Source organism: Armatimonadota bacterium (assembly GCA_025059775.1).
In the GTDB taxonomy this organism is placed as follows: domain Bacteria; phylum Sysuimicrobiota; class Sysuimicrobiia; order Sysuimicrobiales; family Sysuimicrobiaceae; genus Sysuimicrobium.
The window spans coordinates 183,181-207,491 of the sequence record JANXCW010000002.1; the positions used below are offsets into that span (position 1 = coordinate 183,181).

Genomic DNA, 24,311 nt, shown 5'->3' on the forward strand with positions numbered 1-24,311 from the left:
GAGCGTGGTGCAGAAACTTCTTCTTCGGGGGTCGCGTTTCCTGCCGCCGTCCCTGGGATCGTCCCCCGGGGACCCTGCGCCAGAGCTTCGAACCGGTGCGTCCAGTCCTGTCCGCGCCGGGTCCCGCAGAACCCCCTCAACCGTGAGGTCGCTCCCTCCTTGAGCGCCAGGGGCGGCAGCCCCGCGGTGTCCCGGTTCATCCTCCCTGGGCCGGAGAAGATGGCAAGGCCTGCGGCCTGTGTTCCACTACCCGCACGGAGACGATGCGGGAGACCCCAGGCTCCTCCATGGTGACCCCGTAGAGGGTGTCCGCGGCCTCCATGGTGCCCTTGTTGTGCGTGATGATGATCACCTGACTGCGCTGCGCGAGCTCCCGCAGCAGCACCGCAAGGCGCCGGGTGTTCTCGTCGTCCAGGGCTGCCTCCACCTCGTCGAAGACGCAGAAAGGGCTGGGATGCACCCGCAGGAGGGCGAAGATGAGGGCCAGGGCAGCCATGGCCCGCTCTCCGCCCGACAGGGCGCCTAGATCCCGCACCTTCTTGCCGGGCACCTGCACCCGGATCTCGATCCCCTCCTCCCCGTCCTCCTCCGCCACCCACTCCAGGGAGGCGTTCCCTCCCCCGAACAGGGATCGGAAACACTCCCCAAACGCCGCGTCCACCTCCTCCAGGGTCTGGCGAAAGCGCACGTCCAGAACCCGACCCAGCCGCTCCATCTCCTCCAGCAGGAGCGATCGGGCCCGCTCGATGTCCTCCACCTGTGCCCGCAGGCCTTCCAGGCGTGCGCAAAGGCGCGCGTGTTCCTCCATGGCCCGGAGGTTCACCGGCCCCAGGGCCTCCAGCTGCGCGCGCAGCTCCTGGGCCCGCCGCACCAGCTCCTCACGTGGGAGCTCCTGGGGGGCGGCGGCTTCTGCAGCCGGAAGGTCTATCCCGAACTCCTCCGCCACCCGCTGCGCCAGGGACCTGTACTCGGCCTCCACCTGTGCCCTGCGGAGCGCGATCCGGTGCAGGACCTCCTCGTGGCCCCGAACCTCCTCCCATGCCGCCTCGCTCGCCTCCACGAGCGCCTGCGCCTCCTCCATGGCCCGGTCCCGTTCCTGTACGCCCGCCTCGAGGTCGCCCCGAAGTGCCTCCTCCCGCGCCCGCAGCGCCTCGAGGATCCCCCGTGCCTCTGCCTGCTCCCGGAGCAGGCAGCGCGCCTCCTCCAAAAGCGCCGCCTGTTCCGCCCGCGCCGCGGCCAAATGCTCCTCCACCGACCTCCGCGCTTCCTCTCCGTGCTCCACCCGATGGTGCAGGGCTTCCCACAGCCCCTGGAGCCCCACCAGGTGCAGGCGAACCCTCGTGTGCTCCGCCCGGGCGGCCTCCAGGGTCCGTTCCCCCTCGGACAGCCTCTCCCGGGCCGCGTGGAACGCGGTCCGTACTCGCTCCAGCTCCGCCTCCACGGACGCGAGATCCGTGTCCACGCGCTGAAGGGCGTCCCTCGTCTCCTGTGCCTCAGATTCCACGGCTTCGAGTTCCGATCGGAGCTCGGCCTCCGTCCGGTCCACGCGCGCCAAGTCCTCCTCCACCGCCACGAGCGCGCGGCGCACACTCGCCAACTGGATCTCCATGGCCTGAAGGGCCCGGGTGGTCTCCTGCAGCTCGGCCCTCAGGGCATCCCGTTGCTGCTCCAGCGCTCCCCGCTGCCGCCTTACCTCCTTCCAGCGGGCCAGCAGGTCCGCGAGGACACCTCGGAGCGCCTCCAGCTCCTGGGCGCGGCCCAGGGGATGGTCGGGGTTCACCCGCCGGGTGGCGAGCACCCCTTCCGGGCTCAGGACCTCGCCCGCCAACGTCACCAGACGGCCAGAGACCCCCCGGCTCCGGAGGGTGAGGGCGGTTTCCAGGTCCCGGACCACCCAGGTCTCCGCCAGGGCTACAGCGACAAAGGGCGCCACCTGGGGGGGACAACGCAAAAGCTCCAGGGCTGGGATCGCGCCCTCCGGCGGGGAGGAGCCGTTCGGGGAAACGCAGAGGAGCTCGGGGATCAAGAACCGAGCTCCGCTCGCGCGATCCTGGAGCCACCGGAGGGCGATGCGGGCGGATTCCAGGGAGTCCGCGAGGAGCGCGAAGAGGGCAGGACCCAGGGCGGCCTCCACCGCATGCCGGTGTGGAAGCTCCACTTCCAGGAAGTCCACGAGGGCTCCCTGCACCCCCTGCAGCTCCGGGGATTCGCCCCGCGCAAGCAGGATCTCCCGGGCGGCCTGCTCGTAGCCCACCAAGCCCGCCTGCGCCTCCTCCAGGTAGCGGAGCCGCTCCAGACGGGCCGATCGGTTCATCTCCACCTCCCGCTCCTCCGCCTGAACCCGCTCCAGTTCCGCCTCCACGCGCTGGATCCGTTCCCGGAGCATCTCCGCCCGTCCCCTCAGCACCTCTCCCTGGGCCATGCCCTGGCCTACCTGGGCCTCCAGCGCCTCCCGCCGGGCCTGCGCGGCCCGGCGCTCCTCCTCCGCACGTGCCAGGCGTTCCTCGAGGCGCTTCCGCTGAGCGCGCAGGGCCTGGAGGCGGCTGTGGAGAGCCGCGTGCTGGGCTTGGGTCTGGGCACGGGCGTGCTCCAGCTCCACCAGGTCTGCCCGCAGCCGTTCCTCCTCCTCCCGGTGGATCCGCACCACCTCCGTGAGCGCCTCTACCTGCCTCCGGACCTCCGCCTCCGCCCTGCGGGCCGAGGCGATCTCGGCCTCCACAGCCGCCCGCTGTGTCCGGGCTTCCTCCTCGGCCTCGCGGAGGACCGCAAGCTCCCGCGCCAGGCGCGGGATCTCCACCGCAAGCTGGGAGTCCCGCTCCCTCCGGGTCCGGAGCCGCTCGGCGAGCAGCTGCAGACGGGCCTCGCATGCCCGGGCCGCCTCCACCGTGGAGAGGAGCTCCCGTTGCACGGCCTCCACCCTTACCGCCGCGGCCTCCGCGCACTGCCGCTTCTCACGGAGAGCGCCGTCCAGGGCTTGCGCCCGCCTCTCTGCCTCCGCGTACCGCTCCCGCACGGTCTCGTGCTGGGCAGCCAGACGCTGGATCTGAGCGGTCAACCGCCGGGCCGCCTCCACGTGCAAGAGCTTCTCCACCTCCCGCAGCGCCCGCTCACAGGCCCGATACCGGCTCGCGGCTTCCGCCTGGGCCGCCAGGGAAGCCCGCTGGGTCTCGAGCTCCTGCAGGAGATCCCGCAGCCGCTCCAGGTTCTCCTGAGCCTGCTGCAGCCGCCGTTCCGCCTCCTGCCGCCGGCGGTGGTAGCGGGCGATGCCCGCCGCCTCCAGCAACCACGCCCGTCGCTCCTGCGGGGAGGCTTCCAGGATGGCTTCCACCTCGCCCTGAGCGATCATGGCGTAGGAGCGGCCACCGAGCCCCGTACCGAGGAACAGGGCCTGCACGTCCCGCATCCGGCACGGGATCCGATTGATGAAGAACTCGCTCTCGGAGGCCCGGGTGGCCCGGCGGATTACGGTGACCTCGGAGAATTCCAGGGGCAGGATCCCGCTCCCGTTGTCGAGGGTGAGCTCCACCTGGGCGATGCCATGAGGGCGGCGGGTACTGGTCCCCGCGAAGATGACGTCCTCCGTGCGGTGGGCCCGCAGGGCCCGGTGAGAGGTCTCTCCGAGCACCCATCGAATGGCGTCGAAGAGATTGCTCTTTCCGGCCCCGTTGGGGCCCACGATGGCGGTGATCCCGGGACCGAACTCCAGCTCCGTGCGGTCCGCAAAGGTTTTGAACCCCACCAGCTCCAGGCGCTTGAGGTACATCCGGGCCTCCGCTAAGCCGTCAGGAGGATTGGTTTCGTCCCCCTACCGCCTCCCCTCCCGCACGGATCGATATAAGGCCAGCACCCGGTCCGCTTGAGCGGTCTCGGACCACTGGGTAGCCGCAGCCCGGGCCTGCTCTGCCAGTTCCCGCCGGAGACCCGGGAGGTCTGCGAGCCGCGCCATGGCGGAGGCCAGCGCCTCCGGATCCGGATCCACCAGCAGGCCGGTCCGCCCGTGGGCCACGGTTTCACTCGTCCCCGTGGCTTCCACCGCGGCCACTGCCAATCCGCACGCCATGGCTTCCACCACCGCTAAGCCCTGGGTCTCCGTCCGGGAGGCGAACACAAAGATGTCCGAAGCTTTCATCCAGGCCAGGGCCTCCTCGTGCGGGAGAGCACCGGCAAAGGTTACCCGATCCAAGACCCCCGCCTCCCGTGCCCTGCGCTCCAGCTCCATGCGCTCGGGGCCATGGCCCACGAGGAGCAGGTGCAGGGGGCGATCCTGGCAGGCCCGCGCGAACGCCTCCAGGAGCAGGTCCAGGCTCTTCTCCCGGGCCAGCCGGCCCACGTACACGAGCAGGATCCGGTCCGGAGGGATCCCGAGCACCCGTCGGTCCGCGGGGCGGATCCGGGCGATGCCCGCGAGGTCCAGGGCGGCAGTAGGGATCACCTCGATCCGGCTCCGTACTCCCTGCGCCTGCAGGAGGTCCCGCACAGCCCGGGAAGGGGCGATGACCGCGTCACAGCGGTTGCAGAACCGCACCACGTGGGTTCGCACCACCTGGGCGGCCACGGCCCGGGGGACCCAAGGGACATAGTGCACGTACTCCGGATAGAGGGTGTGGTGGGTGAAGACCACGGGCACGCCCAGCGCCCGGGCGACCGCTAGCCCCAACCGACCCGCGGTGAAGGGAGAGTGCACGTGCACCACCGCCGGCCCGATGGCCCGCATCCGCCGCATCACGCCCGGCTGGAAGGGCAGGAGGATGGGGAAGTCAGGATACTGCGGGAGGCGGAAGGCTCGGAGGCGGTGTACGTCCGGCTCCGGGTCCCGGTAGCCGGGGTGGGCGGGTGCGAAGAGGTGCGCGCGGACTCCCCGATGGCGCAAGGCCCGTACCAGGGCCGCCACGGAGTGCACCACTCCGCTCAGCCGGGGTCGGTACGAGTCGCTGAACAGGGCCACCCTCACGCCCACCAGTGTAGCGAAGGAATGGCCGTCCCTTACGCCTCGTTGGAGCGGGCGGACGTCCGGTAGACTACTGGAGGTCGGGATGATCTACCTGGATCACAGCGCCACCACGAGGCCGCTTCCGGAGGCGGTGGAGGCGGTGCACCGGGCCCTCACGGAGCGGTGGGGGAATCCCTCTTCCCTCCACCGGATGGGGCTGGAGGCGGAGCGGCTTCTCGCGGAGGCCCGCTCGGCCCTCGCCGCGGCCATGGGGGTGGATCCGGAGGAGGTGGTGTTCACCTCCGGGGCCACGGAAGCCAACAATCTGGCCCTGTGGGGCATCGCGAGGGGCCGGCGGGAAGCGCACGTGGTGGTGAGCGCGGTGGAGCATTCCTCGGTGCTGGAGGTGGCCCACCGCATGCGGCAGGAAGGGGTGCGGGTGGACGTGGTGCCCGTGGACCGAGAGGGGTTTGTGCGGCCCGACGTCCTCCAGCAGCTGGTGGGTCCTGGCACGAACTTGGTGAGTGTGATGCTGGTGAACAACGAGGTGGGGACGGTCCAGCCCCTCGGGGAGGTAGTCCGGATCCTGAACGAAGTAGAGGCACGATCCGGCCGCAGGCCGCTGCTGCACGTGGACGCGGTCCAGGGATTTTTGAAGGTCGAGGTGCGGCCCCGCACCCAACGGTTCGATCTTGTGAGCCTATCGGGACACAAGGTGGGCGGACCTAAAGGGATCGGAGCCCTGTACGTGCGAAGAGGCGTGCGGCTGGTCCCGCTGCTCGGAGGCGGGGACCAGGAGCAGGGTCTTCGGCCCGGTACGGAGAACGTCCCGGGCGCGGCGGGGTTCGGCGCTGCCGTAAGGGCCCAGCTCGGCACGTGGCGGCGGGACGCGGAGCGCATGCGGACGCTGCGGGACCTGCTCCGGGAACTCCTCTCCGGGCTCCCCGGTGTGATCTGGAACACGCCGGACCGCGACATTGCCCCCCACATCCTGAACTTCGCGGTACCCGGCGTGCGGGGGGAGGTCTTGGTGCATCGTCTGGAACAGGAAGGGGTGGTGGTGAGCACGGGGTCCGCATGCCATTCCCGGAAGGCCCGCCCCAGCCACGTGCTGCTCGCCATGGGGCGTACGGAGCAGGAGGCCATGAGCAGCATCCGCGTGAGCCTGGGGCCCCAGACCTCGGAGGAGGAGATCCGGGCGGCGGTGGAAGCCATCCACCGGGCGGTACGGGATCTCCGGATGCAGCCGGTGCGACGGTAGCCATGGAGGAAGTGATCCTGGTCCGGTACGGGGAGATCGGGCTCAAGGGCCGTAACCGCGGTTTTTTCCTGAGGCACCTGGAGCGCAACCTTCGTGCCCGCCTGGCCGACCTAGGGGGTGAGGTGGAGAACCAGTTTGACCGGTTCGTGGTGCGGGCCCCCCAGGACCAGGAAGAGGCGGTAGCCCGGATCACCCGCACCTTCGGGGTGGTCTCCGCAAGCCCCGCCCTCCTGGTCCCCGCGGAGCTGCAGGCCATCGAGGAGGCCGCGGTGGAGGCCATGCGCCGGGCCTTGGGCAATCGGACCACGGCCACCTTCCGGATCCGTGCCCGCCGCAGCAACTCCCGCTTCCCCCTCCGGTCCGTGGACCTGGAGCGGCACCTGGGTGCCCTTCTCCTCCAGCGGTTTCCGGGACTGGCGGCCCGCATGAAGGACCCGGAGATCGAGGTGGGTGTGGAGGTACGGGAGGAGGCGTACGTGTACACCGGGACGCATCCCGGCCCCGGAGGCCTCCCCGTGGGGACCGGAGGGCGCGCGGTGGGGTTGCTTTCGGGGGGGATCGACAGCCCCGTGGCCCTGTGGATGATGGCCCGGCGCGGGATGGAGATCCTTCCCCTGCACTTCCACACCTTCCCCTTTACGAGCGAGCGCTCGAAGGAGAAGGTAGTGCGCATCGTGGAGCGGCTTGCCACGTGGACGGGCCCCCTGCGGCTCCGCGTGGCGCCGTTTGCGGAGGTCCAGCAGGCCATCGGGCGTTGCGTCCCGGAGCCCCTGTGGACCCTGGTGATGCGGCGGATGATGATGCGGGTAGCAGAGCGGCTGGCGGAGGCCGCGGGCGCGCGGGCCCTGGTCACCGGGGAGAACCTGGGGCAGGTGGCGAGCCAGACCGTAGAGGCCCTGCACGTGATCGAGGCGGCAACGCACCTGCCGGTGCTGCGGCCCCTGGTGGGCATGGACAAGCAGGAGATCGTGACCCTCGCGGAGCGCATCGGCACGTACGAGCTCTCCATCCTGCCCTACGAGGATTGCTGCACCCTCTTCGTGCCCCGTCACCCCCGCACCCGGCCTTCCCTGCAGGAGGTGGAGGCAGCAGAACGCGTCCTGCCCGTGGAGGAGCTGGTGGATCGTGTGGTGGCAGGCGTGGAGGAGATCCCCTCTTCCCAGCCCACCTTCGTGGGCTAGACGGCTTCCGCTCGGGGCGCGCCCCGGTGCTCCGTCTTCAGCCACTCCCCCTGGCCCGCGAGGGTATCCCTGACGTACCGGAGGAGGGCGAGGGGAGCTGTCAGCATCTGGTGCGAGCCCATGAGGAGGTAGCTCAACAGGGCCCCCACCACCCGCACCGGGCGGAAGCCCATCTGGGTCCCGATGGCGGTGGCGAGGGCTCCGGTGAACAGGAGGAAGGCGGCGTTGGTGGCCTCCGGGGCGAGGGCGCGGCCGATGGGTAGAAGGTAGAGGGGCTCCAGCAGGTTCCGCAGGAACAGGGCCGCGCCGTAGACGTAGCTCGCGAAGATGGCCGCGGGGATCGCCACGGTGCCCGTGAGGAAGAACACCAAGTCCAGCTTCTGGAAGAGGGTGGTACGTCCCAGGAGGATCCCGAAGAAGTAGTCGCCCAGGGCCATGAGGGCCCCCTCGGACCATCGGGTGCGCTGGCGGACGAGGCCCCGCCAACCGGGCACGGACTCCTCCCACACCACCGCCTCCTCGCAGTACCGCACCTTCCAGCCCGCGGCCCAGAACCGGATGGCGAGGTCCGTGTCCTCCGTGAGGGCAAGGGGGTTCCAGCCTCCCAGAGCCAGCAGGGCCCGGCGGTTGATGACCATGCCGTTCCCCCCCAGGAGCACGCACGCGCCGAAGTGCTCCCGGGCCCGCTGCATGAGGGTCTGGAAGACCCGGAACTCCACCTCCTGTCCCCGGCTCAGGAGCGTGCGCACGGGATGGTAGAAGAGCCGCCGACCCTGTACCCCCACCACCCCCGGCTCCAGCAGGTACGGGACCGCCCGCAGCAGGAACTCCGGGTGCACGCGAGCATCCGCGTCGAACACCGCCACAAGCTCCCCCCGCGCGTGCCGCATCCCCACGTTCAGTACCGATGCCTTCCGGCCCCCTTCACTCTCCGGGACCTGCACCACCCGGGGTACCACGGGGAGGGAGTCCTGGATCGCCCGCACCACCTCCGCGGTCCCGTCCGTACTCCCATCGTCCAGCACGATCACCTCGAACCGGGGCCTCCCCTGAGCGTCGTGGTAGCGGAGGGAGCAGCTGGAGCGCACGCTGCGGCCGATCACCCTCGCCTCGTTGCGGGCGGGGATGAGCACGGTGACGAAGGGAAGGCGATCCATGGAGGGCACGGACCGGGGCCGGAACCGGGCCACGACCCCGAGCAGGTGCATGCCCATGCCGTAGAGGGAGTAGACAAGAAGCACCACCTGCAGCCACCGGATATCGTGGGTACGGACACTGTATGAGAGGAGGGCCGCCCACACGACTCCCCCCGCCACCACCCAGAGCAGGACCTCCGGCCGCCGGGCCCGCATGGTGCTAGACCTCCAGAGGCTTCGGGGTCTGGACCAGGCGCCGCAGGGATTCCTCGTAGGGGGGGAGAGCGATCCCCGCGTCCGTGACGATGGCGGTGATCAGCTTCGCGGGCGTTACGTCGAAGGCGTCGTTGAGCACAGGCGTCCCCTCCGGCGCCACGGGGATCCCTCCGACATGGGTGACTTCCCGGGGATCCCTGGACTCGATGGGGATGGCGGCTCCACTGGGCGTGGCGAGATCCACGGTGGTGCGCGGGGCCGCCACCCAGAACGGAACCCCGTGATGCCGGCTCAGAACCGCGAGGGTGTAGGTGCCAATCTTGTTCGCCACGTCCCCGTTGGCCGCGATCCGGTCCGCCCCCACGATCACCCGGTCCACCATCCCCCGCGCTATGAGCCACCCCGCGGCCGCATCCGGGAGGAGGTGGAAGGGAATCCCCTCCTGCAGCAGCTCCCAGGCGGTGAGCCGAGCTCCCTGTAGCACCGGGCGGGTCTCGCACACGTACACATGGATTCCCTTCCCCGAGGCATGGGCCGCCCGGAGGATGCCAAGGGCGGTCCCTATCCCCGCCGTGGCCAGGGCCCCGGTGTTGCAGAGCGTGAGGATGCGCTCCCCGGGTCGGATGTGCGCGGCCCCCAGGAGGCTCAGGCGACGGTTCGCCTCCAGATCCTCCTCTAGAATCCGGTGTGCCTCCCGGAGTAAGGCCTCCGCGTTGGCCCGCGGATCCCGGCGGGGATCCAGGCACCGCAGCAGGCGCTCTACCGCCCAGTGCAGGTTCACCGCGGTGGGCCTCGCCCTGCGGATCTCCTCCGCCGCTTGTTGGACCCGGGCCTCAAAGGCGTCCGCTTCCTCCGCAGCCTCCCGGGCCGCGAGGGCGAGGGCGTATGCCCCCGCGGCTCCGATGGCAGGAGCGCCCCGCACCCGCATCTCCCGGATGGCTTGCACCACCTCCCGCCAACCCCGCAGCCGGAGCACCCGTACCTCGTGGGGGAGACGGGTCTGATCCAGGACCTCCAGGGCATCCTGGCGCCAGGCGATGCTGTGGAGGGACATCCGCGCGCCTATATGGGGAAGAGGGGACCCGTGGCCCGGGGTGGTTGGGCCGCGGGAGCCGTGATCACCACGTGGCTGGGCGCGAACAGGAAGATCTCCTCCCCCACCTGCTGGAGGTGCCCGTCCAGGGCGTAGTCCACCCCACAGAGGAAGTCCACGATCCGCTGCGCCACCTCCCGCTCCACGTCCCGGAGGTTCACGATCACGGGTCGCCGGTGCTTGAGGCAGTCCGCGGCCCCCCGCGCCTCCTCCAGGCTCTTGGGCTCCAGGACCACGATCTCCATCTGTCGGTTTGTGTGCAGACTGAGGATGGGGGTCCTGCGGCGTCGGGGTTCCTCCTCGAGGAGGGGTTCCTCCTCCGGCTCCTCGTCGAAACCCAGGAACTGCATCAGGCGCGCCATGGCTCCCATACCGTCCACCCCGCTTTCCGTGGTCCTGCTGCGTATTCGCCCCTCACCCTCCCTATCCCTTCTCCGGCCGCTCCCCGAAGAGGGCCCGGCCCAGGCGCACCAGGGTAGCGCCCTCCTCCACCGCCACCTCGAAGTCGTCCGTCATCCCCATGGAGAGCTCCGGGAGGGGAAAGCCCAGGCGGTGCGCGAGGTCGTCCCGCAAGGTCCGCAGTGTCCGGAACACCCACCGGATCCCCTCCGGATGGGGGCTGAGGGGCGCAATGGTCATAAGCCCCCGCAGCTGCAGCCCGTGTAGCCGCAGCACGGCTTGTGCGAGCCCCACGGCCTCCTCAGGCGGAACGCCGTGCTTTTGCGCCTCCTGCGCCACGTTCACCTGGATGAGCACCTGGGGCCTCCTGCCGTGTCGCACAGCCCTGCGATCCAGCTCCTCCGCGAGGGGGAGGGAGTCCAGGGAGTGGATCCACGGGAACAACCGGACCGCCTCCCGGGCCTTGTTCCGCTGCAGGTGACCCACCAGGTGCCAGGTGGCCCCCGGCACCGCCTGGACCTTAGCCCGGGCTTCCTGCACGTAGTTCTCCCCCAGATCCGTTACGCCCGCCTGCACCGCGGCCACCACCACCTCCACAGGAAACCCCTTGGTGACCGCCACGATGCGCACGGAGTCCGGGTTCCGCCCCGAGCGGGCGCAGGCGGCTGCAAGGCGCGCCCGCACGCTCTCGAGCCTCTGCCGCACCAGATCTGGTCCGATTTCCACCCTCATGGTCCCAGGGAGATGAGACCCTCCATGCGACCCACCCGCCTGTCCCGACGGTACGAGAAGAACCACTCCGCGTGACATGCGGTGCAGGCGGGACACAGGCTCACCCGTTCCCAGGATACTCCGGCATCCCGGAGCTGGGCGCGGGCCACCTCCCGCAGGTCCAGTTTCCAGTGGCCGGGGCGGGTGGGCTCCATGGCTCCCTCCACCCAGGGCTCCAGGGCCGCCACCACGGGCGCGTCCACCTCATAGCAGCACGGGCCCACGCAAGGACCCACCGCCCCCGTAAGGCGGTCGGCCCGGGCGCCCCGGGCCACCATGGTCTTCACCGCGCGCTGCAGGATCCCTCCCGCCAGCCCCCGCCATCCCGCGTGCACGGCCGCCACCACCCCCGCCCCCGGGTCCGCGAGGAGCACGGGGAGGCAGTCGCTGGTCCGTACGCTCAGCACCAGGCCAGGCGTGGCGGTCACCACGCCGTCCGCCACGCCCAGATACCTGCCCGCATCCTGCTCCTCCGCCACCACCACCCGGGCGGTGTGCCGCTGGGCGAGTGCCACGGTCCGGTGTGGATCGAAACCCAAAGCCGCCAGGAGGCGAGCCCGGAAGGCGGGATCCGCAAGGGGATCAGGGAATCCGGCGCGGGCCCGACGGGTGGTGAAGGCATGTCGGACGGAGGTCGCCTCCTGGAGCAGCCTGCTCCGCAGGCACCACAGCCCCTCTACCTCTACGGGCTCGAAGTCCCCTCCGAAGGGCATGGGATCCATCCGCTAGACAAAACGGGCGCGGGAGGGGGTTCCCTCCCGCGCCAGAAGCGCACTCCGGGCGGCTCCGACTTAGGGCTCCCGGCCCCACTTCTCCGCGAACTCCTCCCGGCTCAGCCGGTAGTAGTCCGCGTTCATCTCCACGTACTCCTTCCACTGCTCGGGCACGTCCGCCTCCGCAAAAATGGCCTGCACGGGGCAGACGGGCTCGCAGGCACCGCAGTCGATGCACTCGTCAGGGTTGATGTAGAGCATGATCTCGCCCTGGTCCTCCTCCGCCCGTGGGTGGATGCAGTCCACCGGGCACACCTCCACGCAGGACCGGTCCTTGGTTCCGATACAGGGTTCCGCGATCACGTACGCCATCGTTCCCTCCTCACGGTGGGGTTTTGGCTAAACTGCCTTGCGCTCGCCACGCTGGAAGCGATCCACCAGGAACTCCACGTACAGGAGCAGGGCCTCCACCACGTCCGCGGGGGCCGCCCGCAGCTTCTCGAGGTTGGCCTGGAGCCGGGCCCACAGGACCGGACTCGCGGGCTCGGGCCGGGTGCTGCGCAGTTCCACCACGTCCATGGGGGTCACCAGGGCCGCCACCCGCTTCATCACGGAGGGCCGAACCCCCAGGGCAGGGGCCAGCCGCTCGATGTACCAGGGTTTGCGGAGATCCTGCAGGCCCCGCTCCCCCCGGGAGAGCACGCTGAGGGGGATCCCGGTCTCCTCGCTGAGCTGTCGCAGACTCTTCCCCTTGCCCCGGCCGTAGAAGTTCTGCCGCAGGGACCGGATGTAGTTGCCGAACGCCCGTGCGCGCTCCCTGGACTCCGCCGGATCAGCTGTTCCTACCATGGAACACCCTCTCCAGTTTACTCCCGCTCAATCCGGGAATACAACCGTCGGATGTTCCAAATTTGGAACTACCAGAGGAACCAGTACGTTTGCAGGGAATTCCCTGCTCCGTGGAGCCCACCTTTACGCGTGCATTGCTCCGGTGGTATGCCCGCGCCGCGCGCTCGCTCCCCTGGCGGGAGACCCGGGACCCCTATGCCATCTGGGTGGCGGAGGTCCTCCTGCAGCAGACCCGGGTGGAGATCGCCATCCCTTACTATCACCGCTTCCTAGCCGCCTTTCCCACGGTGGAGGCCCTGGCCGCGGCGGAGGAGGAAGAGATCCTGCGGATTTGGGCTGGGGTCGGGTACTATGCCCGGGCTCGGGGGCTCCACCGGGCCGCGCGTCGAATCGTGCAGCAGGGCGGTTTCCCCGCCACTATGGAGGGATGGCGCGCCCTGCCCGGGGTCGGTCCCTACACCGCGGCCGCGGTTGCTAGCATCGCCTTCGGCCAGGACGTGCTGGCTCTAGACAGCAACGGGTTACGGGTAGGGGCGAGGCTCCTGGCCGTCCGCGATCCGCTCTCGGATCCCCGGGCTCGCTCGAGCATCCGCTCGGCCCTGGAGGCCCTGCTCCCCCAGGGCCGAGCCGGGGAGTTCAACCAGGCCCTTATGGACCTGGGTGCCACGGTGTGCACCCTACGAGCTCCCCGGTGCGGGGTGTGCCCGGTGCGGAGGTGGTGCCGGGCCGCGGCTCAGGGAATCCAGGACCGCATTCCCGTACGTCGGGCAAACTCTCCCAAGCCCCACCGCCACTTCGTGGCCGTCCTCGTGCGGGACGCGGAGGGTCGAGTGCTGTTGGTGCGTCAACCCCCGAGGGGACTGTGGGGTGGGCTGTGGATTCTCCCCCAGGTGGAGGCCCGGACCTGGAGGCAGGCCCGGCCCCGACTCGAACGTGTCCTAGGCGTCCGCCTACGACGCCGAAACCGTAAGGTCTTCGCGACCCTGCGGCACGCCTTCACCCACTTCCTGGCCACTTTCCAGGTGGTGGAAGTCTCCCCCGGTTCCCTGCCCGCGGTAGGTCGCTTCACCTCCCCCCATACCCCGGAGATCCCGGTGCCCGCACCGACCCGGCGGATTCTCGAACGGCTCCAGACCTAGCACTTGGAGTACCCACACGCCCGGCACACCGCGCACCCATTCTCGTAGATCAAATTCTCCCCACAGTCCGGGCAGATGCCCGCGAACTCCACGGGCACAGCCCCGTTCGCCGCTCCCGAGGGAGGGAGCGGCTGCGCGGGAGCAAAGCGCAGCCGCTCCTGGCGGGCGCGCGGCACCGGCTCGGGGAGAACTGCCGCGCGCGGGAACTCCCGGTCGGGTCGAAAGCCCTCCCCGTACAGGGTCCGGCCGAGGGCCAGGGCCACCGCCTGGGCGATGGTACTGACCCGCACGGGCGTGCCGTCGCTGCTGCGGTCGATCACCGCTTCCTTGGACTGCACCCGCCACAACTGCTCGATGACCTCCCGGGCGTCCACCCCAGCCCGTAGGGCGAGGGAGCTGAGCCGCCCGATGGCCTCTGCCTCCACGTCCAGGGATTCCACGAACACCTCGCACACCCCCAGCTCGTCCTCGTTCACCGTCACGTACACCCGGCCCCGGGGGGTCTCGATGCGCTCCGTGCGTCCCTGGGTGACCTTGGGGCGCACCCGCACTGCCACGGCCCTGCGTCCAGCATCCGGGGTCTCCGGGGCCCGCGGGGTGCTCGATCGGGTCTCCCCCTCCTGCGGCTTCTCCTCCCTCAGACTGCGGAGGATGTCCTCCCGGCTCCCCTCCCGGTACACGGTGATGCCCTTGCAGCCCAGCTTCCAGGCGAGGAAGTAGATCCGCTCCACGTCCTCCACCGTGGCCTCGCGTGGCAGGTTCACCGTGGAGCTGATGCTGTGGTCGATGTGCTTCTGGATGGTGGCCTGCATGCGCACCCGCATCTCCGGAGCGATGCGGTGGGCTGTCACGAAGTACTCCGGCAGGTGAGCCTCGTCGCAGCCGAACTCATCCATGTACTGCTTGACAAGCGGGTGGTACACCTTAAACTCCCGCTGGCTGAGGGACTCGCTGCGGCGCAGGTAGAAGAGATCGTAGATGGGCTCGATCCCGCTCGTGACCCCGCTCAATGCCGCGCCGCTGCCCACGGGCGGGACCGTGAGCAGGGCCACGTTCCGCAGTCCCCAGGTGCGGCACTTCTGGAGCACCTCCGGATCCAGCCCCCTCAGGAAGGGGTGCGGTGCTCCGTCCCGGTAGAAATGCTGCTGCGGATCGAAGGCGGGGAAGGGCCCTCTTTCCCGGGCGAGCTCCGCGGAGGCCTCGTAGGCCGCGTTCTTGATGCGGTGGAAGAGCCCGTCCACGAAGGCGATGGCCTCCTCCGTGTCGTACCGCAGCCGCAGCTGCGCCAGCATATCCCCCAGCCCCGTGAACCCTACCCCGATCCGTCGGGCCCGGCGACTTGCCTCCCGCTGCTGCGGGAGAGGATGCCGGTCCATGTTGTAGTCCAGGACGTCATCGAGAAACCGCACCGTGTAGCGGACCGCCCGCAGCAGGGCCTGCAGGTCCACCCGGGCCCGATCCATGAAGGGATCCAGGACGAACCGTGCCAGGTTCACGTTGGCGAGGTTGCAGGATCCGTATGCCTCCAGGGGAATCTCGCTGCAGGGATTGGTGGTGAGAACCTCCATGCCCCCGTACTCGCTGGTGGAGTACCGCTTCACGGTGTCCCAGAAGATGACACCGGGCTCCGCCCATCCCCAGGCTCCCTCCACGAGCTCCTTCCACAGGTCCCGGGCGCGAACCCGACGCTCCACGCGGGCCTTCTCGTTCGCAAAGCGCAGCACGTACTCCCCATCGCTCTCCACGGCCCGCATGAAGTCGTCGTAGACCCGGACGCTGATGTTGGCGTAGCGCACCCGGTCGAGGTTGCGCTTGATAGAGCAGAACTCCACCACATCCGGGTGGTCGTTGGCGATGGTGATCATGAGGGCGCCCCGCCGACCGGCCTGTCCGATGGTGCCTGTGGTGGTGGACATGAGCTCCATGAAGCTCACCGCACCCGTACTGGTGATGGCCGCATTGTTCACGGGACTCCCGCGGGGCCGCAGCACGCTGATGTCTCCCCCCACCCCGCCGCCCAGCGAATAGGTTCGGGCCGCTTCCTTGCACCACTCAAAGATGTCCTCCAGGGAGTCCCCCTTGATGGGAATGACGTAGCAGTTGCTGGCGGTGGCCCGACGGGGATTCCCGGCGGCGAAGAGGATGCGGCCTCCGGGCACCATCCGGAAGTCCTCCAGCAACCACCGGAACTTCTCCTCCCACTCGCGGCGCAGGGCCTCCGTAGGCTCCACTTGGGCAATCTCCCGGGCCACCCGATCCCACATCTCCGGCGGGGTGCGCTCCAGGATGTTGCCGTCCGCATCCCGGAGGGCGTACTTGTCCAGGAACACCCGGGCGCGTAGCTCATCCCCCGCAAACCACCGGAGGGTTTCCTCGGAGAGGGTCCTGGGTTCCATAACGGTGGTCATCGCGCCCTCCTCCTTTCATGGCATGCCCTCAATACCGCCCGTTGCTCTGGTTCTCCGGGACGGGCAGAAGGGGAATCTGGCGCCGCAGCAGTTCCTCCCGGGCCTTCTGGGCCCGCAGCCGGGCCACCTCCTCCACGATGCTGTCCGCGTCCGAAAACCGCCGGTACTCGGAGGCAAACCGCACGTAGGCCACCTCATCCAGGAACCGTAGCCGCTCCATCACCAGCTCCCCGATGAGACTGCTGGGAACCTCCGCCTCGCCCCGATGGCGCACCACCCGCTCCACATCCGCCACCAGGGCCTCCAGGGCCTCGATGGGAATGGGACGCTTCCCCCTGGCCTTGAGCAACCCCGTGAGGATCTTCGAGCGATCAAAGTACTCCCGCCGGCCGTCCCGCTTCACCACCATGAGGGGGACCGCCTCCACCCGCTCGTAGGTGGTGAACCGCCGCTCACACCGGGGACACTCCCGCCGCCGTCGGATAGTATTCCCCTCCTCCACCGGACGGCTATCCAACACCCGGCTGTCCCCATACCCGCAGTACGGACACCGCATTTCCCCATCGGCCCCTAGATCTAGAGAGTTCCCTCTGGGTCCACCTCTAAATATTGTGGCAAAAAGTGGTCGGGGTCAAGCCGTCAAAATCCTCCGAAGGTGCGCGATTCCCCAGGGTCTCTCCTCCGCGCGGTTACTGGAGGAGGCGGAGGGGGAGGAGGAAGTAGTCGAGGGGGAGGGCCAGGAGGAAGACCACCAGGAGCAGCATCCCTACCGCGATCCGGGAGCCGGAGGGGGGGGAGACGTCGTTGGCGGGTCCTGGGTGTCCGCGGGTGGTGAGGAACAGGAGCAGGATGGCCATGGGAATGAGGCCCAGCAGGAGCAACAGCACCACCGCGGCGTAGGAGGCCACCCGGTGCCACCGGGGGCCCAGCAGAGCCCGCACCGCGTGCCCGCCGTCCAGCATGCTGGCCGGAAGCAGGTTGATGCCGGTGACGAAGAGCCCGATGACCGCGGCATCCGTGAGCGGATCCGTGTAGTACACCACTTCCGCACCCGCGCCGAACCGCCACTCCAGCAGGCGCGTCACGGACCAGGGGAAGGGAAAGGCCGGCAGACCCCCCAGGTGGGGGAGGATCCGCCGCAGGTCCAGCAGCACCGTGCGGTCCAGGCCCAGCAGGAGGAGGGGAATGGCGACCAGCAGGCCCGCGAGAGGTCCGCTCGCTCCGAGGTCGAACAGGGCATTGCGGCTGGGAGCAGGCTCCCGGGTGACGATCACCGCCCCCATGGTCCCGATGGACACCTGTCCCAGGATCACGGGCGGAAAGGGGATGAAGTAGGGCCAGCTGGCGTCAATCCCGTGGATGCGGGCCGCCAGCTTGTGCCCCAGCTCGTGTACCAGGAGGATCCCCAGCAGCGCGGCGCTGAACACGAACCCGTCCCGGAGAGGCTCCGGGGCGTACCCCGCCCGCAGGACGGCGTCCGGCACCCGCTGCAGCACCTCCGCGAACCGGAGGGATCCGATGTAGCCCGTGGCGAAGGTGGTGGCCACCGTGGCCAGGAAGAGCGCTGCGTGCAGCCACAGGCGGGCGAGCGGAGGATGCGGCTTGGGTACCACGGTGAGGAGCACGGTCCCGTCCCGGCGGCGCAGCAACGGCATCTGTCCCTGCGACCGGAGTGCCTCCCGCAGGGCCTCGAACCGCTCCTCCAGATCGTGGGTGGGCAACACCGCAAACACGGGGAGGCCGTCCTGCACCCACGTCTCCCGTACCGGGAAGTGACGGTGTACGAGGAGGGCGAGATCGTCCGCCGAGGGGATCATGAGCCGCGTCTGCGCAAAAACGTGGGGATGTCCAGGTAGTCGTCGATGAGGCGCACGGGCTGCGGCTCCGGCTTGGGCGCGGCCTCTCGCTCCGGCAGGGGCTCCTGTACCGGGATCTGGGCGGTCTCGAACCCCGTAGCGATCACGGTGATGCGCACCTCATCGCTCATGCCCTCGTCGATGACCGCGCCGAAGATGATGTTGGCGTCCGGATCCGCGGTCCGGGCGATGATCTGGGCGGCCTCGTTCACCTCCACCAGTCCCAGGTCCAGTCCACCCGTGACGTTCATGAGCACGCCCCGGGCGCCGTCCATGGAGGTCTCCAGCAACGGGCTGCTGATGGCCGCCTGGGCGGCCCGCACCGCCCGATCCTCCCCACTGGCGACTCCGATCCCGATGAGGGCGCTGCCCGCCTCCGACATCACCGCCCGCACATCCGCAAAGTCCAGGTTGATGAGGCCCGGTACCGTGATGAGATCCGCGATCCCCTGCACCCCCTGGCGGAGCACGTCGTCCGCAACCCGGAAGGCCTCGATGAGGCTCACCTTGCGGTCGATGATCTGCAGCAGGCGGTCGTTGGGAATGGTGATGAGGGTGTTCACCTGCTCCTTGAGCCGGCGGATTCCCTCCTCCGCGGTGGCCGCGCGCCGGCGGCCCTCGAAGGCAAAGGGTTTGGTGACCACCCCGATCACCAGGGCCCCTAGCTCCCGCGCGATGCGGGCCACCACGGGGGCCCCGCCGGTACCGGTGCCCCCGCCCATCCCCGCGGTGACGAACACCATGTCCGCGCCCTCCAGGGCGTCGTACAGGTCGTCCTTGCTCTCCTCCGCGGCCTGGCGGCCGATCTCCGGATCCCCTCCAGCTCCCAGTCCCCGGGTGAGCTTGCTGCCGATGTGGATCTTGCGCTCCGCCTGCGAGAGGGCTAGGGCCTGGATGTCCGTGTTGACCGCGATGAACTCCACCCCGCGCAGGCCCGCGGCGATCATGCGGTTCACTGCGTTGCTGCCGCCGCCGCCCACCCCCACCACCTTGATGGATGCGAAGCGCCGCAGGTCCCGGTCCAGGTTCGCCATGATCGCCCCCTCCTCTTGGCTATTCTCCCACAAGCCAGGTGCGCAGCCGCTGCAAAATCCCCCGAGCCGCGCCATCCCGCCTTCGCGAGCGTTCCACCGCCTGATGGTGCGCGTACAGCAGCAGGCCGACCACGGTGGCGTACGCCGGCCCGCTCACCGCGGCCGCGGGCCCCACCACTCCCCGAGGATGTCCCACCCGCACGGGAAGCCCCCACCGCTCGGAGGCCAGCTCCACGAGACCGGATAGGAGGGTACTGCCCCCCGTGAGGACCACCCCCGCGGGCAGCTGGGCCACGGGCCCCCACCGTTCCAGCTGCGCGCGGACCAGTTCCAGCAGCTCCTCCACCCGGGCCTCGATGATCTCGCACACCCCCCGCCGCGGGACGATCCTTGGGGTTTGGGCACCGATCTCCGCCACCTCCAGGAGTTCCCCTTCCTCCGCCATGCGGGCGGTGGCGGCCCCGAAGCGCAGCTTGATCCGCTCCGCCTCCTCCAGGGAGGTGCGCAGGCCCACCGCGAGGTCACTGGTGATGTGCTGGCCACCTACAGGGACCACCGCGGTGTGGCAGAGGGCTCCGCCCTGAAAGATGCCAAGGCTCGTGACCCCACCCCCTACCTCGCACACCGCCACCCCGAGCTCCCGCTCCGCCACGGTGAGGACGGCCTCCGCGGAGGCCAGCACCGCAAGCACCAGCCCCTCCACCTCCAGGCCCGCCTGCTCCACGCACTTCACGAGGTTCGCCACCTGGGTGCTGGATCCGGTCACCACGTGAGCTTCCACCTCTAACCGCACCCCGTACATCCCCACGGGGTTGCGCACGCCGTCCGTTCCATCCACCACGAAGTGTCGTGGCAGCACGTGGAGCACCTCACGGTCCGCGGCGGGAACCGCGCTCATGCGGGCAGCTTCCAGAGCCCGGGCCACGTCCGTGGAGGAGATCTCCCGATCGGGGGAGCTCACCGCCACCACGCCCCGGGTGTTCTGGCCCGTTACGTGATCCCCGGAGACCGCCACGTATACGGACCGGATCTCACGGCCCGCGGCCTTCTCCGCCCGCTCCACGGCCCGCTCCACCGCCTGCGTGGCCGCGCGGAGGTCCGACACCGCGCCCCGTCGGAGGCCCGCGGAGGGCGCGGTCCCCGCTCCTAGGAGCCGCAGCTGGTCCTCTGCCTCCGCCTGGGCCACCACGGCACACACCTTCGTGGTCCCGATGTCCAGACCCACCAGCGGATGTGGTCTCGCCACCGCCTTCCTCCATCCGGGGTGGTTGCCCTATTCCACGGGAGTCTCGGGAGTCCTCCCTCGGGGGCGCACGATGGCCCGATCCCCGAACCGGAGGTCCACGGACTCCACCGAGATCCCCTTTTGCTCCATGGCCCGCACCACCGCCTCCGCCACCTCCACGTTCCGCTGGAGATCACCCTCCAGCGGCACCCGCACCCAGGGGCCGATCCGCAGCTGCAGGGAAAGCTCTCCCTCCGGGAGAAGCCGTACCAGCAGCAGCCGATCGCGCACCTCCTTCGGGAGAGCCGCCAAAGCCCGCACCGCGGCCTGCAGCTGGGGGGAGGTCAGCGGCGTGCCGGGCGGGGCGGGAGGAACCCGGAAAGCCACGAGGAGGGGGAGGAGGTCCTCCCTCTCTCCGTCCAGCACTATGCCCTCCCCGTCCACCACCAGAACATGCCCCTCCGCCACCACGGCAAGAGCGGGGAGCCGCTCCGTGATGCGGAGCACCACGGTATGCGGCCACCGGAACTCCACCTGGGCTGTGCGGATGTGGGGATGCCGCAGCAGGCGCGCGGCGATTTCCTCCGTCCGGATACGGGCCAGGGGGACGCCCGTGTGCAGCTCGGCCCAACGGAGGATCTCGGACTCCGGAAGGGTTTGGTTCCCCAACACCACCACGGTGCGGACGGCGAAGAGGGACGAATGTGGGAAGGAGAAGATCGCGGCGATGGTGCACATCACCGCGCCGAAGCGCAATCCCCGCATCCACCGCATGGTCAGAACTCCCCCACCAGCTGAACCTCCAGTTCCAGCTCCACTCCGAAGGCGCGCCGCACCCGGTCCCGTACCGTCTCCACCAGCCGGAGAACGTCCTGGGCCCGGCCGCCGCCCTCGTTGAGGATGTAGTTCGCATGCAGGGTGGAGACCCGGACTCCGCCCACCCGCAGACCCTTACAGCCTGCGAGTTCGATGAGCCTTCCCGCGGCCTCGCCCGGCGGATTGCGGAAAATGCAGCCGGAAGAGGGCGGGCCTACGGGCTGGGTGCAGGCCCGTAGCCGCAGCCACTCCTCCATGCGGGAGCGGATCTCCGTGGGATCCCCCGGCCGCAACCGAAGGACGGCTTCCAGGACCACCGCGGTCTGTCGTTGCAGTCGGCTGGTGCGGTAGCTGAACCCCAGGGCCGCGTTCGTCCACACCTCTTCCCCCCGCGGGGTGACCACCCGCACCTCCCGGACCGTCTCCGCCATGCAATGGCCGTGAGCCCCCGCATTCATCACCACCGCGCCCCCCACGGACCCCGGAATCCCCGCGGCGAACTCCAGCCCCCCAAGCCCCCGGCGGGCAGCCTGGTAGGAGAGGCTTGGAAGCCCGACCCCTGCCTCCGCCACCACCTCCGTGCCGTCCCACCGAACCCGGTGCAGGCCCTGCCCCACCTTCACCACCACACCCCGCACTCCCCGGTCGGAGACCAGCACGTTGGAGCCGCGCCCGAGCACTATGAATCGTTCGCCCCGGGTGAACAGGAGGCGCAGGACGGCCCGCAGCTCCTCCTGGCTGCGGGGCAGGAGGAGGACCTCCGCAGGCCCTCCGATGCGGAAGGAGACGTGGCGGCTCAACGGCTCCTCCAGGCGCACATCCCGGCAGACGGTCCGCAGGTCCTGCACCAGGGAGCGGCTCACCCCTTCTCTCCGCACAGGGATTCCGTCACCCATCGGGCTACCTTCCACACGTCCCCTGCGCCCATGGTGGCGAGTACGTCCCCGGAGCGCAACCGACCCCGGACGTACTCCGCCACCCCTTCCAGATCCGGAATCCACACCACTGGGCGATAAGGCTGGACCGCCCATACGATGAGCTGGGCGCTCACCCCGGGAATGGGTGGCTCATCCGCGGGATAGATCTCCGTCACCACCAGCTCGTCCGCGTCATCGAAGGCCTGGGCGAACTGAGCGTAGGTGGTGGCGGTTCGGGAGTACCGGTGGGGCTGGAACACCGCGAGGATGCGGGCGTCCGGCTTCACCTCCCGGAGGGCCCGCAGGAACGCCCGCACCTTCACGGGGTTGTGCGCGTAGTCGTCCACCACCAGGGGATCGGAGCAGTGCACCTCGAACCGCCGGGAAATGCCCTGGAAGCGCTCCAGGGCCTGCACCATGAGCTCGAACGGTGCCCCCAAGGCCAGTCCTGCGGCAAGGGCCCCGGTGGCGTTCAGCACGTTGTGCGCCCCGGGCAGTGGGAGCCGGACTTCTCCCTGTTCCCGACCCTCCACGGTCACCGCGAAGGTGACCTGCAGGCCCTTGCGCCCGAGGATTCGAGCCCGTACCTCCCCTGTCCCGAAGCCGTACCGGAAAACCCGCGCCCGGCTCACCTCCGCCAACGCCGCCACTTCCGGGATCTCCCCGCACAGGACCACGAAGCCCTCCGAGGGGACTGCCCGGATGAAGGAAGCGAAGGTCTGTTGGAGCTGCGACCAGGTCCGGTAGTGGTCCGCGTGGTCCGAGAGGTCCATACTGGTAACCACCGCGGCGTTGACCGCCACCTCCCTCAGGGATCCGTCGCTCTCGTCCACCTCTGCCACCACGGGCCCCTTGCCCGCCCGGGCATGGCTGCAGAATTCCCGCACCTCAGCGCCCACGAGGACGCACGGATCATACCCCGCGGCCGCGAGGGCGGTGGCAGTAAGGGCCGTGGTGGTGGTCTTGCCGTGGGTCCCCGCGACCCCCAGGGAGAACCGGGCGCGCAGCAGCTCCGCCAGCATCCGGGCCCTGGGCCACACGGGGATTCCCAGCCGTCTGGCCCACACGATCTCCTCCTGGGTGGGCGGGACCGCGCGGGAAACCACCAGGAGCTCGCATCCCTCCAGGTGGGCGGGATCATGGCCCACCAGCACCCGTGCCCCGAGCGCCGCCAGCCGCTCTAGGGGCCGACCCCACCGGAGGTCGCAGCCGCTCAGCTTCCGCCCCTCCGAGAGGAGGATTTCCGCGAGCCCGCACATCCCTGCGCCGCCGATCCCTACGAAGTGGATCATCCCCTCCTCCCGGTCCGGTGCACCACGCGCCAGACCGCCTCCGCGGCATCGGGCCGACCCAGCCTTCGAGCCGCCTCCCGCATCCGCACGAGCCGCCCCGGATCGGCCAGGAGTTCTGCGAGGGCGTGGGCGAGCCGGACGCCGTCCAGGGCCTCGTCCGGGATCACCACCGCGGCTCCCGCCCGCTCCAGGACCCGGGCATTCTCCAGCTGGTGGCCGGAGGCGGCCCTAAGAGGTACCAGCACCGCGGGAAGCCCCAGCGCCGCGATCTCCGCGCAGGTGCTGGCCCCGGATCGGGCCACCACCAGGTCTGCCGCCGCATATGCGTCTCCCATCTCCTCGACGTAGTCCACCTGGATGTAGCGGAGCGCGCCGTCCTGGTGGGGTGCCATGGCACCTGCGCGCCGAGAGCCGGTCTGATGCAGCACCTGTAGGTCGGATCGGTCCCGCAGGTACCGGACCGCTTCCCCCATCGCCCGGTTGATGGCCGCAGAACCCTGGCTTCCCCCCAGGACCAGGATGGTGGTTCGATGCGGATCCAACCCCCACCGCGCCTCCGCCCGCTTCCGGTTTCCCCGCCACAGGGAAGGCTGCAGGGGCGTGCCGGTCCACACACCTCGGTCTTGGAACACCGCCAGCGCCTCGCGCATCCCCACACACACCGCGTGCGCGAACCGTCCCAGAAGGCGGGTCACCACTCCCGGTTTCGCGTTGGGCTCGAGGAGGACCAGGGGAATCCGCAGCAACAGGGCCGCCTGACTCACGGGGTAGCCCGCGTACCCCCCCGTACTCACCACCGCGTCTGGCCGAAACCGCCGTAGGATCCGCGCCCCCTCCAGCACTCCCCGCGCCGCGCGGCCGAGGTTCCGGATGCCCTCCTGGATGCCCTTGCCCACGACCCCACCGCTGGAGACCGCGCAAAAAGGTACCCCCCTGCGGGGCACCAGGCGGGCCTCCAGCCCGCCCGGGGTCCCACAGTAGAGGACCTCCACGCCCTCCGCCACCGTCTCCGCGAGCGCCAGGAGCGGGTATATGTGCCCGCCGGTTCCTCCGCCCGTGAGGACCACCCGCATGG

The 24,311-nt window shown here is 69.9% G+C and carries 21 protein-coding genes; 3 read left to right on the forward strand and 18 right to left on the reverse strand.

The genetic code is table 11. From position 1 onward, the window contains the following. Positions 1–196: 196 nt before the first annotated feature. Together smc and N0A24_02370 are read right to left on the reverse strand one after the other, a co-directional pair. A complete protein-coding gene (smc, locus tag N0A24_02365; GenBank protein ID MCS7172249.1) occupies positions 197–3,763 on the reverse strand; it encodes a chromosome segregation protein SMC in 3,567 nt (1,188 codons plus the stop codon). A gap of 42 nt (positions 3,764–3,805) precedes the next feature. Further along, the gene (locus N0A24_02370; GenBank protein MCS7172250.1) at positions 3,806–4,951 is read right to left on the reverse strand and encodes a glycosyltransferase family 4 protein; all 1,146 of its coding nucleotides are present in this window, start codon (positions 4,949–4,951) and stop codon (positions 3,806–3,808) included. Positions 4,952–5,033: 82 nt separating this feature from the next. Here N0A24_02370 and N0A24_02375 point away from each other — a divergent pair, with 82 nt between their 5' ends. Together N0A24_02375 and thiI are read left to right on the forward strand one after the other, a co-directional pair. Beyond that, the gene (locus tag N0A24_02375) at positions 5,034–6,191 is read left to right on the forward strand and encodes a cysteine desulfurase (GenBank protein MCS7172251.1); all 1,158 of its coding nucleotides are present in this window, start codon (positions 5,034–5,036) and stop codon (positions 6,189–6,191) included. A gap of 2 nt (positions 6,192–6,193) precedes the next feature. Then, positions 6,194–7,372 carry a tRNA 4-thiouridine(8) synthase ThiI gene (gene thiI, locus N0A24_02380; protein ID MCS7172252.1) on the forward strand — a complete coding sequence of 393 codons (1,179 nt, stop codon included), beginning with the start codon at positions 6,194–6,196 and terminating at the stop codon, positions 7,370–7,372. On the opposite strand, the gene N0A24_02385 is transcribed toward thiI, so the two are convergent. From N0A24_02385 to N0A24_02415, 7 genes are all read right to left on the reverse strand, one after another. Beyond that, the gene (locus N0A24_02385; protein ID MCS7172253.1) at positions 7,369–8,724 is read right to left on the reverse strand and encodes a glycosyltransferase family 2 protein; all 1,356 of its coding nucleotides are present in this window, start codon (positions 8,722–8,724) and stop codon (positions 7,369–7,371) included. The genes thiI and N0A24_02385 overlap by 4 nt on opposite strands. 4 nt (positions 8,725–8,728) lie before the next feature. Further along, entirely contained in the window at positions 8,729–9,778 is a 1,050-nt protein-coding gene (gene mtnA / locus N0A24_02390) for an S-methyl-5-thioribose-1-phosphate isomerase (protein ID MCS7172254.1), read from the reverse strand. Positions 9,779–9,786: 8 nt separating this feature from the next. Beyond that, positions 9,787–10,188, reverse strand: coding sequence for a cell division protein SepF (locus N0A24_02395; protein MCS7172255.1), 402 nt, complete (start codon positions 10,186–10,188; stop codon positions 9,787–9,789). A gap of 52 nt (positions 10,189–10,240) precedes the next feature. Next, positions 10,241–10,948 (reverse strand): YggS family pyridoxal phosphate-dependent enzyme, encoded by a 708-nt coding sequence (locus N0A24_02400; protein MCS7172256.1) that lies wholly within the window; start codon positions 10,946–10,948, stop codon positions 10,241–10,243. Continuing rightward, a complete protein-coding gene (gene pgeF / locus N0A24_02405) occupies positions 10,945–11,700 on the reverse strand; it encodes a peptidoglycan editing factor PgeF (protein ID MCS7172257.1) in 756 nt (251 codons plus the stop codon). Before pgeF ends, N0A24_02400 begins: the two co-directional genes overlap by 4 nt. 78 nt (positions 11,701–11,778) lie before the next feature. Continuing rightward, positions 11,779–12,072: a ferredoxin family protein gene (locus tag N0A24_02410; GenBank protein ID MCS7172258.1), complete on the reverse strand. Its 294-nt coding sequence runs from the start codon at positions 12,070–12,072 to the stop codon at positions 11,779–11,781. 27 nt (positions 12,073–12,099) lie between these two features. Further along, positions 12,100–12,549 carry a helix-turn-helix domain-containing protein gene (locus tag N0A24_02415; protein MCS7172259.1) on the reverse strand — a complete coding sequence of 150 codons (450 nt, stop codon included), beginning with the start codon at positions 12,547–12,549 and terminating at the stop codon, positions 12,100–12,102. 110 nt (positions 12,550–12,659) lie between these two features. Here N0A24_02415 and mutY point away from each other — a divergent pair, with 110 nt between their 5' ends. Further along, on the forward strand, positions 12,660–13,688 hold the full coding sequence (mutY, locus tag N0A24_02420; protein MCS7172260.1) for an A/G-specific adenine glycosylase: 1,029 nt from the start codon (positions 12,660–12,662) through the stop codon (positions 13,686–13,688). On the opposite strand, the gene N0A24_02425 is transcribed toward mutY, so the two are convergent. The 9 genes from N0A24_02425 to murG all read right to left on the reverse strand — a co-directional run bounded on the left by N0A24_02425 (position 13,685) and on the right by murG (position 24,309). After that, a complete protein-coding gene (locus N0A24_02425) occupies positions 13,685–16,096 on the reverse strand; it encodes an adenosylcobalamin-dependent ribonucleoside-diphosphate reductase (GenBank protein MCS7172261.1) in 2,412 nt (803 codons plus the stop codon). The genes mutY and N0A24_02425 overlap by 4 nt on opposite strands. A gap of 28 nt (positions 16,097–16,124) precedes the next feature. Further along, entirely contained in the window at positions 16,125–16,652 is a 528-nt protein-coding gene (gene nrdR, locus N0A24_02430) for a transcriptional regulator NrdR (protein MCS7172262.1), read from the reverse strand. A gap of 133 nt (positions 16,653–16,785) precedes the next feature. Beyond that, positions 16,786–17,913: a site-2 protease family protein gene (locus N0A24_02435; GenBank protein ID MCS7172263.1), complete on the reverse strand. Its 1,128-nt coding sequence runs from the start codon at positions 17,911–17,913 to the stop codon at positions 16,786–16,788. After that, entirely contained in the window at positions 17,910–18,986 is a 1,077-nt protein-coding gene (ftsZ, locus tag N0A24_02440; protein ID MCS7172264.1) for a cell division protein FtsZ, read from the reverse strand. Before ftsZ ends, N0A24_02435 begins: the two co-directional genes overlap by 4 nt. Positions 18,987–19,005: 19 nt before the next feature. Next, positions 19,006–20,232, reverse strand: coding sequence for a cell division protein FtsA (gene ftsA, locus N0A24_02445; GenBank protein MCS7172265.1), 1,227 nt, complete (start codon positions 20,230–20,232; stop codon positions 19,006–19,008). A gap of 27 nt (positions 20,233–20,259) precedes the next feature. Continuing rightward, positions 20,260–20,985 carry an FtsQ-type POTRA domain-containing protein gene (locus N0A24_02450; GenBank protein MCS7172266.1) on the reverse strand — a complete coding sequence of 242 codons (726 nt, stop codon included), beginning with the start codon at positions 20,983–20,985 and terminating at the stop codon, positions 20,260–20,262. 2 nt (positions 20,986–20,987) lie between these two features. Beyond that, entirely contained in the window at positions 20,988–21,890 is a 903-nt protein-coding gene (murB, locus tag N0A24_02455) for a UDP-N-acetylmuramate dehydrogenase (GenBank protein ID MCS7172267.1), read from the reverse strand. Next, the gene (gene murC, locus N0A24_02460) at positions 21,887–23,236 is read right to left on the reverse strand and encodes a UDP-N-acetylmuramate--L-alanine ligase (GenBank protein ID MCS7172268.1); all 1,350 of its coding nucleotides are present in this window, start codon (positions 23,234–23,236) and stop codon (positions 21,887–21,889) included. The genes murB and murC overlap by 4 nt, the downstream gene beginning before the upstream one ends. Next, entirely contained in the window at positions 23,233–24,309 is a 1,077-nt protein-coding gene (gene murG, locus N0A24_02465) for an undecaprenyldiphospho-muramoylpentapeptide beta-N-acetylglucosaminyltransferase (protein ID MCS7172269.1), read from the reverse strand. The genes murC and murG overlap by 4 nt, the downstream gene beginning before the upstream one ends. Positions 24,310–24,311: the final 2 nt, after the last annotated feature.

Excerpts from the sequence above, each read along its gene's own strand:
- smc (MCS7172249.1), bottom strand. The coding sequence starts at position 3,763 with ATGTACCTCAAGCGCCTGGAGCTGGTGGGGTTCAAAACCTTTGCGGAC.
- N0A24_02375 (MCS7172251.1), top strand. The coding sequence starts at position 5,034 with ATGATCTACCTGGATCACAGCGCCACCACGAGGCCGCTTCCGGAGGCG.
- thiI (MCS7172252.1), top strand. The coding sequence starts at position 6,194 with ATGGAGGAAGTGATCCTGGTCCGGTACGGGGAGATCGGGCTCAAGGGC.
- N0A24_02385 (MCS7172253.1), bottom strand. The coding sequence starts at position 8,724 with ATGCGGGCCCGGCGGCCGGAGGTCCTGCTCTGGGTGGTGGCGGGGGGA.
- mtnA (MCS7172254.1), bottom strand. The coding sequence starts at position 9,778 with ATGTCCCTCCACAGCATCGCCTGGCGCCAGGATGCCCTGGAGGTCCTG.
- N0A24_02395 (MCS7172255.1), bottom strand. The coding sequence starts at position 10,188 with ATGGGAGCCATGGCGCGCCTGATGCAGTTCCTGGGTTTCGACGAGGAG.
- N0A24_02400 (MCS7172256.1), bottom strand. The coding sequence starts at position 10,948 with ATGAGGGTGGAAATCGGACCAGATCTGGTGCGGCAGAGGCTCGAGAGC.
- pgeF (MCS7172257.1), bottom strand. The coding sequence starts at position 11,700 with ATGCCCTTCGGAGGGGACTTCGAGCCCGTAGAGGTAGAGGGGCTGTGG.
- N0A24_02410 (MCS7172258.1), bottom strand. The coding sequence starts at position 12,072 with ATGGCGTACGTGATCGCGGAACCCTGTATCGGAACCAAGGACCGGTCC.
- N0A24_02415 (MCS7172259.1), bottom strand. The coding sequence starts at position 12,549 with ATGGTAGGAACAGCTGATCCGGCGGAGTCCAGGGAGCGCGCACGGGCG.
- N0A24_02425 (MCS7172261.1), bottom strand. The coding sequence starts at position 16,096 with ATGACCACCGTTATGGAACCCAGGACCCTCTCCGAGGAAACCCTCCGG.
- nrdR (MCS7172262.1), bottom strand. The coding sequence starts at position 16,652 with ATGCGGTGTCCGTACTGCGGGTATGGGGACAGCCGGGTGTTGGATAGC.
- N0A24_02435 (MCS7172263.1), bottom strand. The coding sequence starts at position 17,913 with ATGATCCCCTCGGCGGACGATCTCGCCCTCCTCGTACACCGTCACTTC.
- ftsZ (MCS7172264.1), bottom strand. The coding sequence starts at position 18,986 with ATGGCGAACCTGGACCGGGACCTGCGGCGCTTCGCATCCATCAAGGTG.
- N0A24_02450 (MCS7172266.1), bottom strand. The coding sequence starts at position 20,985 with ATGCGGTGGATGCGGGGATTGCGCTTCGGCGCGGTGATGTGCACCATC.
- murC (MCS7172268.1), bottom strand. The coding sequence starts at position 23,236 with ATGATCCACTTCGTAGGGATCGGCGGCGCAGGGATGTGCGGGCTCGCG.
- murG (MCS7172269.1), bottom strand. The coding sequence starts at position 24,309 with ATGCGGGTGGTCCTCACGGGCGGAGGAACCGGCGGGCACATATACCCG.